This is a genomic window from Cupriavidus sp. YR651, assembly GCF_900101625.1.
GTDB lineage: Bacteria > Pseudomonadota > Gammaproteobacteria > Burkholderiales > Burkholderiaceae > Cupriavidus.
In genome coordinates this window covers 208903-220724 of record NZ_FMYZ01000001.1, presented here as the reverse complement: position 1 = coordinate 220724, position 11822 = coordinate 208903, and the positions used below count along the sequence as shown (strand labels likewise).

Sequence of the window (11822 nt, the reverse complement as noted above, 5' to 3'; positions counted from 1 at the left end):
CGGCACCAGGAGACACGACCGGCCCCGCACGCACCGGCCACACCATAACCAATCCGGTGCGTCATCCACGCAAACTTCGCGGTATCGAAGGGGGCGGAAGGGGTTCGCGTCGAAGACGCCGCAATGCCAGTGGCACGCATATTGCGGACGAAAGAGGGCCATTCCCGGCAGTCAGCGGGGCTGGCCATCATTCGAAACAACGAGGGTACAGACATGCGTTTCTCTTCTTTCCGGGCACTACTTTCCATCACCATGCTAGCCGCGTCGTCGCTGGCGTCGGCGCAAGGTCCGCGCGACTGGCCCACGCAGCCGGTGCGCATCGTGGTGCCATTCCAGGCGGGCTCCGCCACCGATCTGATCACGCGTCAGCTGGGCGCGGGTCTGGGCAAGGAGTTCGGCCAGAGCTTCGTGGTGGAAAACCGCCCCGGCGCGGCCGCCATGATCGGCAGTGAAGCCGCCGCGCGGGCGCCGGGCGATGGCTATACGCTGCTGATGTCCGGGCCGGCGTCGATGGTGACCAACCGGTTCCTGTACAAGAAGCTGAGCTACGATCCGGACGCGTTCGAGAAGGTTGCGGTGGTGGCGATCACGCCGAACATCCTGCTTTCCAGCCCGTCACTGCCGTTCAAGACGCTGCCGGAGATGGTGGCCTATGCCAAGGCCAATCCGGGCAAGCTGAGCTATGCATCGTTCGGCACGGGCACCACGTCGCATATCGCCGGTGAAATGCTGAAGGCCGTGGCGGGCATCGACATCGTTCACGTGCCATACAAGGGCGCTGGCGAAGCGATTCCCGCGCTGCTGTCGGGCCAGGTGTCGATGTACTTCGACACCATCATGACCGGTCTGCCGTTTGTGAAGTCCGGCAAGCTGCGCGCGCTGGGCATGTCCACCGCGAAGCGTTCGCCGCAGGCGCCCGAGATCCCGACCATCGCCGAGCAAGGCTATGCAGGTTTCGATATCGCCCCGTGGTATGGCATCGTCGCGCCCAAGGGCACGCCGGCCGATGTGGTCAACAAGCTCAATGTGTCGATCAACAAGCTGCTGACCACGCCGGACTTCCGCGAGAAGCTGGCCGTTACCGGTGCCGAGCCGCGCGGCGGCAGCGTCGGCGATTTCACCGCCATGATCAACGCGGAGATTCCGCGCACCGAGAAGCTCGTCAAACAATCCGGCGTGGCCCTGCAATAAGCGGCATATCGCAATCCCGTGGCGCCGTCCGGGGCGCCACTTCACTTTTTCCGAACCGATCTTGCCCATGTTGCCCTTCGACTGGTCCTTCCCGTATCCCTCCCAGAAAATGCCGCTGCTGGCCGCCAACGCCGTCAGCACCAGCCAGCCGCTGGCCGCACAGGCTGGCCTGCGCATGTTGTACGAAGGTGGCAACGCCATCGACAGCGCCATTGCCAGTGCCATTGCGCTGACAGTGGTGGAGCCCGTCATGAACGGCATCGGCGGGGACATGTTCGCGCTGGTCTGGCATGAAGGGCGGCTCTACGGGCTGAACTCCAGCGGCCGCGCGCCGGCACGCTGGACGCCGGAATACTTCGCGGGCCGCGAGCGCATGCCGTCCGTAGGCTGGGATACGGTGACCGTGCCGGGCCAGGTGGTGGGCTGGAAGGCGTTGTCGGCACGCTTCGGCAAGTTGCCGTTTGCGCGGCTGTTTGCGCCGGCGATCGAGTACGCGGAGCAAGGCTTTGCAGTGTCGCCGCAGATCGCCCGCCAGTGGGCCGCTCAGGTGCCGGTGCTGCGCGATCAACCGGGCTTTGCCCAGGCTTTCCTGCGCGATGGCCGCGCGCCGCAAGCTGGCGAGCGGTGGAGTTTTCCGGCGCAGGCGGCCACGCTGAAGAAGATCGCCGAGAGCGACGGCGAGAGCTTCTACAAGGGCGAACTGGCCGCGCGCATCGTGGCATTCGCGGAGGAAACCGGCGGTGCCATCCGTGGCGACGATCTGGCCACGCACACGCCGTCGTGGGTGGAACCGATCCAGCAGGATTTCCGTGGCTACACGCTGCACGAGATCCCGCCGAACGGCCAGGGCATTGCCGCGCTGATTGGCCTGGGCATCCTGGATCGCTTCGACCTCGAGGGCATGGGCGTAGACAGCCCGGACTTCTATCACGTGAGCATCGAGGCCATGAAGCTGGCCTTTGCCGATCTGCACCGGCACGTAGCGGACCCGGCGACGATGCAGCATGCGCCCGCCGCGTTCCTCGATCCGGCTTACCTGGCCGAGCGTGCCGCGTTGATCGACCTCAAGCGCGCAGGCACGCCATCGGCCGGTACGCCGAAGACCGGCGGCACCGTGTACCTGGCGGCTGCCGACGCGGCGGGGTCGATGGTGTCGTTCATCCAGTCCAACTATCGTGGCTTTGGCTCGGGCGTGGTAGTGCCGGGCACCGGTATCTCGCTGCATAACCGTGGCGAAGGCTTCAACCTGAAGCCGGGTCATGCCAATTGCGTGGCGCCGGGCAAGCAGCCGATGCATACGATCATCCCGGGCTTTGTCACGCGCAATGGCGCGCCGGTGATGGCCTTCGGCGTAATGGGCGGGTCCATGCAGGCGCAGGGCCATGTGCAGATGATGGCGCGGCTGGCGGCTTTCGGACAAAACCCGCAGGCCATGAGCGATGCCCCGCGCTTCCGCGTGGAAGCCGGCCCTGTGGTCAACGTGGAGGCGCACCTGCCTCCGGACGTGGTGGCAACGCTGCGCGAGCGCGGTCACCGCGTGGAAGTGGCGCCGCGCGACAGCCTGGAATTCGGCTCCGCGCAACTGATCTACAAGGCGCCGCACGGCTATGTCGCCGCGTCCGATTCGCGGCGCGATGGGCAGGCGGTGGGGTTCTGACCGGAAAGGCGGTCCGCTCTCCGGGGCGGCCGCCTTTTATCAGATCCGAGTTAAATGAAAAAGGCAGGTCATGGCGTCCGTGGGGAATGCGCCACAACTTATCAATAGTTGAGCGTATTCACGCGGCCGCATGAATGAGTGATAGCGGACCAGGTTGCCGCTCTCCACGCTGTGCAAGACGAGTCACCACCATCGTTCAGGATTTCCGAACGCTGCGTCCAATAATCGCTGGCTCCCGCGCGCGAGCAAATCGATTATCTTCCCGCACCATAAAAAGACTGACCGCCCGATCTCCACAGAGAGAAGGGCGCCATCCTGCAGTCGCGGCATTCCGATGGCCGTGCCTGAATCAGCGTGCGCGCGTCAATGCGGAAAAGCATCGCGCGCCCTGATTTCAAATGGATAAACCAAAAATAAACGCTGCATAAAAAATGGGTCAATATCGTGTTGAATTTTTCAGGGAAATTCATCCGGCGATTTAGGCGCTGCCGGGGCGCCGTGTTGGGAAATATGGTCGCGCTATGCGTCCTTGCCGCGTGCGGTGGAGGTGGTGGCGATCGTCCGGGCGGAGATGCCGGCCCACCGGGGGGCGGTGCTCCGCAGACGCCCGGCGAGTATGCGCCGCTGAGTTGGTCGGAGATCGAGCCGTCGACCCAATACACGCTACCGGACGGCACGATGGTGACGCGCGTCGGTGGACGCGTTCGCGACCGGCATGCCCGCGAGCAGTCGGAAACCGGTACGAATGTCGGTGGGGATCTGTACGGCATATTCGCTCCTCACTATTTCGAACGGCGAACGCACGAGATTACGATCTACGAGAATGCTTCGCCCTCCAATGCGGCGGACCGGATACTGACGCTGGTCGTCAAGCCGCAATGGTGGATGTATGGCACCAATTTCCGCTTCGGGTTTATCGGACGTCGCGATGGCGATCCGGCCGGGCCGACCGCCGTGGCGCTCTACGGCGATAACGGTGGCATGAAGCGCTTGCCGGTCGGCATGCTGCGCGACGGCCAGGACCTGAAGACGCCGATCGCCAACTACGGCAGTCTGGGCGAAGACCCGGACAGCAACTACGACACCGATCTCAACGTGCCGCCGCAGGACGGGGAATTCGTGCTCGTCAAGCAGATCACGACGCTGCCTCGCCTGAATCGCGGGCTCAGGGCTGGCGACCTGGTCGAGTTCGAACTCGGCATCTTCCTGGCAGGCAAGCAGGGGAACGCGCTGGGTCGCTTCAACTACTACGCCGACGTCATCACCTACAAGGTCGGTACGACCGGCGTGCAGCCGTGGTTCCGCGGCGGGTGTTGCGATGCGGCCGCGATTCCGTGGGATACGAAGCTGCTGCCGTCCGAGGCCCTTGCTGGTGGCGCGATGATGACGCTGCACGAGGACACCTCCAACGAGCCCGAGATGCAGTTGCTGCAGGTGTCGCCCAATATCGCCGGCCGGAATATTCAGCCGTTTGTGGAAGGCCGCCGCTTGTTTCACTCGTCGTTCCTGACCGGCGCCCACGTGGAAGCGGGCAACCCGACGCTGTTCAACACGCTGGCCGGCCGGGCGGGTCCGAAGTTCCAGGAGGCCGCCTGCATCCAGTGTCACACGAACAATGGCAAGAGCAGCCCGGCCCTGAACACGCCGCTCGCCAATATGGTGGTGCTGACGGGCGATGCCGATGCCAGTGGCGGCGTGACCGTTGACCGCCGGTTTGGCGGGCGGATCTGGCAGGGGCTGGTCACCGATGCCGGCAAGACCTATGACGGCCGCAACGGCGTGCTCAAGGTCACGGGATACCGGAACACGGATGGCAAGTACCCGGATGGCACGGCTTACACCCTGCAGACGCCGATCTATGCGCTGACGGACGTCAACGGAAACAGCTTGCCGATGCCGGAGCGCATGTCGGTGCGCGCATCCCCGCACCTCGTCGGCATGGGGTTGCTGGAAGCGGTGCCGGAGTCGGCTCTGGCTGCATTGGCGCGGGCCAGCGCATCAGACCCGGATGGCACCGCAGGTCGCCTGCAGATCGTGCCGGATGCGCACAACCCCACGATCCCGCGCGTGGGGCGCTTCGGATGGAAGGCCACCTCGTCCACGGTGCAACAACAGACCGTCGATGCGCTCAACGGCGACATGGGCGTGACCACCTCGCTGCTGCCGAAGCATTTTTGCGGGCGCGCGATGCCTGACGGCGGCTGCCGCGCCGCGGACGCCAACAGCCCGGAACTGGGCGACACCGACGTCAAGCTGATCACGCACTACCTGAGCTTGCTGGGCGTGCCTGCGCGGCGGCACTTTGCCGGGCAGCAATATCTGGGGGTGCCGGCGCCGACCATTGTCGACCAACTGGCCAGCAACCCAGGCGCGGTGACCGCCGCGGAGCAGGCCGAGCGCACCGCGCAGGACCGCGTGGCACGCGGTGGCCAGTTGTTCGCGCAGGCGCGTTGCACGTCCTGCCATGCTGCATCCCTGACGACGGGCGGCGCGCACAAATTTGCCGAGTTGCGCAACCAGCTGATCCACCCCTACACGGATCTGCTGCTGCATGACATGGGCGCCGGCCTTGCGGACAACTATCCGCAAGGCAAGGCAAGCGGGGCCGAATGGCGTACCGCGCCGCTGTGGGGGTTGGGCCTGCTGGCCAGCATCGACCCGCAGACACGCTATCTGCATGACGGCCGCGCACGTTCGATCGAGGAAGCGATTCTCTGGCACGGCGGGCAGGGCAGCGCCGCGCGCGATCGCTTCAAGGCAATGCCTGCGGACGATCGTAAGCAACTGATCGAATTTGTGAAGTCGCTGTGAGCGGGATACGTTAATGCATTGACGGCAGCTGGGGGCGCCGCGGTGGAATCAGGCAGAGCGACGACTGAATCGTTGCTCGACGACCTTGGTTCCCCACTGCGTCCCCTCCGATTCGCTGGTCAATCGAAAATCGAATGACTCGTATAAATGACGTGCGGCATCCAGTCCCTTGAACGTCCAGAGATACGTCTCGCTAAATCGCTCGTCGACAAAACGCATGGCGTGCGACATCAGTTGCCGTCCGACACCGGAGCCGCGCAGCGAATCGTCCACGATGAACCATCGCAAATGGGCGATGCCGGTTTCGTTATTGCCGTCGATGGCCAGGGAAGCGAGCGCGCGACCATTTTCGGAGTAGAGCCAAAGGGCCTTGCCTTCGGCTGGCAACGCGCCGGCAAACTCGGCTAGCTCGGTCGCCACCTTCTTCTCGAAGAACGCGCCGAAGCCCCAGCGCTCCGAGTAGAAGCGGGCGTGCAGGCTTGCAACATCGCCAATGCAGCCGGGTTGGTAGCCCTCCAGAATCCGCGTGGCCTCGGCCCCGCCAGAGGGTGTCTTGACCGCGTTGTCTTGCGCGAGCGCGTCGGCGTAAAGCGCGAGGAAGCGGACGAGGGCTTGCTGGTCCTCGGGAACCACGCGCCGAAGCGCGTTGGATACCTGGTCCGTCGCAAACTGGTCGATTTTCTTCCGGAGCTTTTGTCCTGCCGGCGTCAGATACAACTCGGACGATCGGGCGTCGTCAGTGGAGACCGTGCGCTTCACGAGTCCGCCGGCTTCCAGCCTCGCGACCTGCCTGCTGGTGTTCGATTTGTCCAATCGCAGGATGTTGCCCAGGTCCTTTGCACTGATACCCGGCGCCATGCCAATTTCGATGACGGCGTGAACCGCCGAAGGCGCAAGATCGCTACCGGCCAGGGTCGTGCGCATGAAGCCCAGTTCGCGAACCAGTCTTCGGGAAAACTCCCGGAGCTCAAGGATCGTCGTTTCTCGGGGTGTGGCAGGAATATCGATAAGGTCCATGAGCTGGCTCGCGTCGGCTGCGTATTGCAGGGAACATAGGCAGGGATACAGGCAGGAAATATAGTTGCGGTTCGCAACTTGTGCAAGCCTGATCTTTACCGGGATCGACTTGGCCTATTTTTCCCGGGCCTCTGCATGACTTTCAACGCTGGTTGAAATCGCAGCGCTTGTCGAGGCAGTCGCCAGCCTGGAGGAATGATGACCGCGAGCTGCGCTAGACTGCGTACTTTCCATTGCTAGGGCAAGACAAAAATGGGGCCAGATGACGTAATCCGGGAATTCGAGCGCCTGGCGCTCGATGATGACCAGGAGCTGGAAATTGATGATGTGGTGACGGGACTCGCGGTGCTGTTGACCGACCCGACGATCCAGGGGAAGGAGAGGGCGCTGCTGGTGCAGGTCGGCGCCACGCTCTACCGCGCCGGGCTGAACGAGCGGGTGGTGGCGGCGCTGAAGCGCAAGCAGTAGGCATCAAAAAGCCCGCGCAAGGCGGGCACGTATTCAGGCCGGAGCGCGCCGGCGGCGCTACGCCTAAGGATTTGGATTTTTTTGCGACTCTTCGAAAATCTTGGGGTCGACCAGGTCGAAGTTCGCATCGGCAGGGGTGCCGAAGACTCGCTCGAAATTTTCGGGGCCGAGAATCTCGACAGCCCTGGCAAAGAATCTATTGAGCTGTTCGTTCAACTCCTGGGCCGACGTCGCCTGGCGCAGATTCAGTGCCAGGCGGGTAGTAAATTGCTGCCTGTGCCCCAACAGATCGGCAATCTGTTCGGCGGTGGCGTGGCCTCGCAGTGTTTCGATCGCGTGAGTTTCGAAATCGTCAGGGTCATTCGCCATTGCGAGGGCCGAAGAGGTTGAAGACTGATTTTGCTGACAACCCGCCTTCTTCGCTTTCCAGGCAGCGTGCTGCAGTCCGTATGTGCCATAGGCAGCGTTGCTCAGCCAATAGCCGCGTACCCCATTGACAGTCTTTGCCTGGGGATTCACTGCCGTTGTAGCCCACAGGATCTGGTTTGCCAACTGGTGACAGACGCCATCGATACCGTAAGAGAATATGGTTCCCCTGGCGCCCTGATGTGTCTTGGACTCAACATTCGGATCACACAGGCACCGCGCCAGGCTTAATGAAGCGCCACTGCTGACGATGAAGCCATCCGGGCGTCCGGGGGGAACCCCTCCCTTCGGATGGAATGACCCCCATGAATACCAGTAGAAATCCCCGGCTCCCTTTACGTCATTGATGGATTGGTGCTGCACTGTTCGGTTGTCGTAGGAAGTGACCCAAGTATGGTCGAGGACGCTGCCGTTGAACCAGGCTGGAACGCACCACGCGTACAACGTCTCGGTTTGTTCCGCGCCCTGAGCATCTGTTGAGTTTTCCATTTTTGCCTCCCTCGTTATTTTTTTACATCTAGACGTTTTCTTGGACGACTCTGCGTTTATAGGCGAGGGGGATGGCAAGAGCGAGGGATTTTCGCGGTTTCAGTGCCATTTCCAACGCTGTCCGGTCTTCGGATGTGCGATCCTGCCTTGGATCCATCCAACCTTCCCGAACCGACCGGCGTGCCGATTCTCACCATTTCCCGATTCCGCTTGCTGTTCTGGCTCTGCGCGCTGGTCGTGATGGTGCTGTCACTGCTGCCGCCGTCCACGCCATTGCCGACCACGGGCTGGGACAAGACAAATCATCTGCTGGCGTTTTCCGTGCTGGCTGTGCTGGGATTGCGCGCCTGGCCGACGCGGAGGTGGCGCGTGCTCGTCGGACTGGTGGTCTACGGCGCGCTGATCGAGGTGCTGCAAGGGATGTCAGGCGACCGCGAGCCGTCGTGGCTCGATCTGCTGGCCGATACGATCGGCATTGCGCTCGGACTGGGCGTCGAGGCCGCGCTGGCCAGGATCTGGCCGCGGCCGCTGCCGGCAGCAGGGCCGGCGGCAGGGAATCCCGCCGAAAAATCAAGTGGAAAGCCCGCCGGGAAGGCGGCGGGAAACCAGGGCGCGGGGGGAAACTAGGGCGTCAGTTGTCCAGCGATTCCAGCGTGAACTTCGCCCCGCCGTCCTGGCCGAGCAGGTCGACCAGCAGCGGCATCGCTTCCTGAAGCGTTTCCTTGAGCTTCCACGGCGGGTTGGCGATGAACATCCCGCTGCCGTGCAGGCCCAGCCCGCCCTCAACCGGATGCTTGACCGTCAGCGACACGTGCAGCCAGCTCTTCAGCGGCAGCCGCTTCAGTTGGGCTGGCAACTGAATCGATTCCCGGCGCTGCACTTCCGGATACCAGATCGCATAGACGCCCGTGGCAAAGCGCTCGAGTCCTTCTTCCAGCGTCTGGATGGTTCGGGCGTAGTCTTGCTTGTCCTCGTAGGACGGATCGATCAGCACGAGGGCCCGGCGCGGCGGAGGCGGCAGGATCGCCTTGATGCCGTTGAAGCCGTCGCCGTCGTAGAGCATGACCTTGCGGCCGGCGCCACGAAAGTTGTCGCGCAGGACCTGGATCTCGGTGCTGTGGAGTTCGAACAGGCGCAGCCGGTCATGGTCACGCAGCATCTGCCACGCCAGCCACGGGGATCCGGGGTAGTGCTTCAGGCTGCCATCGGTGTTCAGGGTGCGGACCTGGTCGAGATACTCGTCCAGCAGCGGCGGCAGGGCCTGGCCGCTGGCGGCGGCCTGCCAGATGCGCGCGATGCCGGTCTCGAACTCGGCCTTCTTCTGTGCGTAGGCATGGTCGAGCGCATAGAGCCCGGCGCCGGCGTGGGTGTCGATATACCAGAACGCCTTGTCCTTTTGCGTGAGATGTTCCAGCAACTGGACGACGACGGCGTGCTTGAGGACATCGGCATGATTGCCGGCGTGGAAGGCGTGGCGATAACTGAGCATGGCAAGGCGGGATGACGGTGCGCAAACGTTGCCGCAAAACGCTGTCGGCGGGCGCGTGGCGCGAAGGGCGCTATGCTACCATCCGCCGCCGTTTTCCCGTGATCCGATTCCCGCCATGCCGCGTGCCCTCGAGCCAGCCGAGCCGATCCTGTCCGACGACGGTACCCCGTATTCGCCACGTTACGACGATGTCTATCACAGCGCTCGCGGGGGGCTGGCGCAGGCCCATCATGTGTTCCTTGGCGGCAATGGCTTGCCGGGCAACTGGTCCGGGCGCGATCAGTTCGTCATCGTCGAAACTGGCTTTGGCCAGGGGCTGAATTTTCTGGCCACGTGGCAGGCCTGGCGCGACGATCCGCAGCGCTGCCGGCGCCTGCACTTCGTTTCGATCGAAAAACACCCGTTTACCCGTGAAGGGCTGGCGCAACTGCACGCCGGCCTGGGTGTCCTGCTGCCGCTGGCGACCGAATTGCAGCAGCAGTGGCCCGATCCATTACCGGGAATGCACCGGCTGTCCTTCGAGGCGGGCGGCGTCACGCTGACGCTGGCGTTTGGCGATATCGAGACGATGCTGCCGCGGCTGGTCGCGGGTGCGGATGCCTTCTATCTGGATGGCTTTTCCCCGTCGCGCAACGCCGACATGTGGTCCGACACGGTCTTCCGCGGGTTGTCGCGGCTGGCGCGGCCCGATGCAACGCTGGCGACCTATACGGCGGCGGGCTTCGTCCGGCGCGGCCTGCAGGCGGTTGGCTTTGATGTGGCGAAGGCACCGGGATTTGGCGGCAAGCGGGACATGACCGTCGCGCGGTTCGCCCCGGCTTGGAAGAACCGGCGCCACGCGCCGCCGGCGGCCGGCGCATGGAAGGACCGCCACGCCATCGTGATCGGTGCCGGGCTGGCCGGCTGTGCCGTGACTGAAAGTCTGGCGGCGCGCGGCTGGCGGGTGACGCTGTTCGACGCGCATGACGGACCCGCGCGACAGACTTCCGGGCATCGGGCGGCAGCGATGCATGCGCATATCTCGCCCGATGACAGCCTGCTGTCTCGCTTGTCCCGGGCAGGCAACCTGCATGCGCTGCGAGCGTGGTCGGCGCTGGGCGCATCCGGGCATCCGGTCGACTGGCATGGTTGTGGCGTACTGCAGATTGGTGAGGGCGATGCCGAGGGCGAAGCCCAGCGCGCCGCGCTGACGGCGCTCGGCTTCCCCGAGTCGTTCGTGCGCTGGATGGCGCCGGAAGAGGCGGCTGCGACCCACGGCGCCAGCGTGCCGCGTGGCGGCTTGTGGTTTCCGCACGGTGGCTGGGTGGCGCCGCCGGATATCTGTCGTGCGCAGCTTGCCCGGGCCGGCGCGGCGGTGGATGCAAGATTCAACTGCCGTGTGGCGGCGATCGAGGCGGCAGACGGCATCTGGCAGGCAAGGGCGGCGGACGGCACCGTGCTGGCCAGCGCGCCTGTGATGGTGCTGGCCAATGCTCATGAGGCCGAGCGACTGACTTCGGGTCGGTTCCTGGCGCTGCGGCGCGTGCGCGGGCAACTGACGGATTTGTCGGCAGGGCAGGTCGACGCACTCGGCCGCTGGCCGGATTGCGTGGTGACAGGTGGCGGTTATCTGCTGCCGCGTGGGGCCGATGGCGGCGTGCGCATCGGGTCGAGCTATGACGCGGACGAGGGCCCGCTCACGCTGCGGCCCGATGTGCACGCGGCGAATCTCGGTCGCCTGTCCGCGCTGCTGCCGGACCGCGCCGACGCCATCGCGCACCTGGACCCCGCCGCACTGGCAGGCTACGTCGGCGTGCGGACAGTGACGCACAACCGGCTGCCTCTGATCGGCCCCGTCGCGGACGAGGCGCAGGCGCTGGCCCATGCCGGGGCGCTGCGCGGTGCGCATCTGCGGACTCTCCCGCGGCTGCCCGGGCTCTATGCGGCGCTTGCATATGCGTCGCGCGGCCTCACATGGGCAGCGCTGGGTGCGGAATTGATCGCCAGCCAGGTGGAGGGCGAGCCGTTGCCGCTGGAGGCTGAACTGGCCGACGCGGTGGACCCCGCCCGGCTGCTGCTGCGCGCCCTGCGTCACGGGCGCGCTTTTGACCCGGCAGCGATGGATCCCGAGGAAGCGTAAGGCTGCCTCAGGGTAAAAACTGCCGGAAGCGAATCAAAACCGTGCGATAATCCTCGTTTTCCGTTTGCGCGGAAGACCCTCGCTCGCGAGCACGTGCCGCAAGCCGGTGCGCAGGCGGTTGCGCTGACAACAACATTTCTGGATTGGATTAACGA

Annotated in this window: 9 protein-coding genes; 6 read left to right on the top strand and 3 right to left on the bottom strand. The window is 64.5% G+C overall.

The features are described from left to right. Positions 1-213 precede the first annotated feature (213 nt). The 3 genes from BLR29_RS00955 to BLR29_RS00945 all read left to right on the top strand — a co-directional run bounded on the left by BLR29_RS00955 (position 214) and on the right by BLR29_RS00945 (position 5659). Positions 214-1191, top strand: a complete 978-nt coding sequence (locus BLR29_RS00955) for a Bug family tripartite tricarboxylate transporter substrate binding protein (RefSeq protein WP_092133883.1) — start codon at positions 214-216, stop codon at positions 1189-1191. Between the two features lie 67 nt (positions 1192-1258). Next, a complete protein-coding gene (locus BLR29_RS00950) occupies positions 1259-2848 on the top strand; it encodes a gamma-glutamyltransferase family protein (protein ID WP_092133881.1) in 1590 nt (529 codons plus the stop codon). Between the two features lie 510 nt (positions 2849-3358). Continuing rightward, positions 3359-5659 (top strand): di-heme oxidoredictase family protein, encoded by a 2301-nt coding sequence (locus BLR29_RS00945; RefSeq protein WP_092133879.1) that lies wholly within the window; start codon positions 3359-3361, stop codon positions 5657-5659. A 48-nt stretch (positions 5660-5707) separates the two neighbouring features. On the opposite strand, the gene BLR29_RS00940 is transcribed toward BLR29_RS00945, so the two are convergent. Beyond that, positions 5708-6676 (bottom strand): bifunctional helix-turn-helix transcriptional regulator/GNAT family N-acetyltransferase, encoded by a 969-nt coding sequence (locus BLR29_RS00940; RefSeq protein ID WP_092133877.1) that lies wholly within the window; start codon positions 6674-6676, stop codon positions 5708-5710. Positions 6677-6928: 252 nt separating this feature from the next. Between BLR29_RS00940 and BLR29_RS00935 the strand changes: the two genes are divergently transcribed. Beyond that, positions 6929-7144 carry a hypothetical protein gene (locus tag BLR29_RS00935; RefSeq protein ID WP_092133875.1) on the top strand — a complete coding sequence of 72 codons (216 nt, stop codon included), beginning with the start codon at positions 6929-6931 and terminating at the stop codon, positions 7142-7144. Between the two features lie 63 nt (positions 7145-7207). Here the strand turns inward: BLR29_RS00935 and BLR29_RS00930 are convergent, their stop codons facing one another. Then, a complete protein-coding gene (locus BLR29_RS00930; protein ID WP_092133873.1) occupies positions 7208-8059 on the bottom strand; it encodes a hypothetical protein in 852 nt (283 codons plus the stop codon). Between the two features lie 147 nt (positions 8060-8206). On the opposite strand from BLR29_RS00930, the gene BLR29_RS00925 reads away from it, so the two are divergent. Further along, positions 8207-8686: a VanZ family protein gene (locus tag BLR29_RS00925; RefSeq protein WP_255371060.1), complete on the top strand. Its 480-nt coding sequence runs from the start codon at positions 8207-8209 to the stop codon at positions 8684-8686. Positions 8687-8690: 4 nt separating this feature from the next. Here the strand turns inward: BLR29_RS00925 and BLR29_RS00920 are convergent, their stop codons facing one another. After that, entirely contained in the window at positions 8691-9548 is an 858-nt protein-coding gene (locus tag BLR29_RS00920; RefSeq protein ID WP_092133871.1) for a 23S rRNA (adenine(2030)-N(6))-methyltransferase RlmJ, read from the bottom strand. 115 nt (positions 9549-9663) lie between these two features. On the opposite strand from BLR29_RS00920, the gene mnmC reads away from it, so the two are divergent. Continuing rightward, the gene (mnmC, locus tag BLR29_RS00915; protein WP_092133869.1) at positions 9664-11667 is read left to right on the top strand and encodes a bifunctional tRNA (5-methylaminomethyl-2-thiouridine)(34)-methyltransferase MnmC2/FAD-dependent 5-carboxymethylaminomethyl-2-thiouridine(34) oxidoreductase MnmC1; all 2004 of its coding nucleotides are present in this window, start codon (positions 9664-9666) and stop codon (positions 11665-11667) included. The last annotated feature ends 155 nt before the right edge of the window (positions 11668-11822 follow it).

Coding starts and splice junctions, on each gene's coding strand:
- BLR29_RS00955 (WP_092133883.1), top strand. CDS start 214: ATGCGTTTCTCTTCTTTCCGGGCACTACTTTCCATCACCATGCTAGCC.
- BLR29_RS00950 (WP_092133881.1), top strand. CDS start 1,259: ATGTTGCCCTTCGACTGGTCCTTCCCGTATCCCTCCCAGAAAATGCCG.
- BLR29_RS00945 (WP_092133879.1), top strand. CDS start 3,359: ATGGTCGCGCTATGCGTCCTTGCCGCGTGCGGTGGAGGTGGTGGCGAT.
- BLR29_RS00940 (WP_092133877.1), bottom strand. CDS start 6,676: ATGGACCTTATCGATATTCCTGCCACACCCCGAGAAACGACGATCCTT.
- BLR29_RS00935 (WP_092133875.1), top strand. CDS start 6,929: ATGGGGCCAGATGACGTAATCCGGGAATTCGAGCGCCTGGCGCTCGAT.
- BLR29_RS00930 (WP_092133873.1), bottom strand. CDS start 8,059: ATGGAAAACTCAACAGATGCTCAGGGCGCGGAACAAACCGAGACGTTG.
- BLR29_RS00920 (WP_092133871.1), bottom strand. CDS start 9,548: ATGCTCAGTTATCGCCACGCCTTCCACGCCGGCAATCATGCCGATGTC.
- mnmC (WP_092133869.1), top strand. CDS start 9,664: ATGCCGCGTGCCCTCGAGCCAGCCGAGCCGATCCTGTCCGACGACGGT.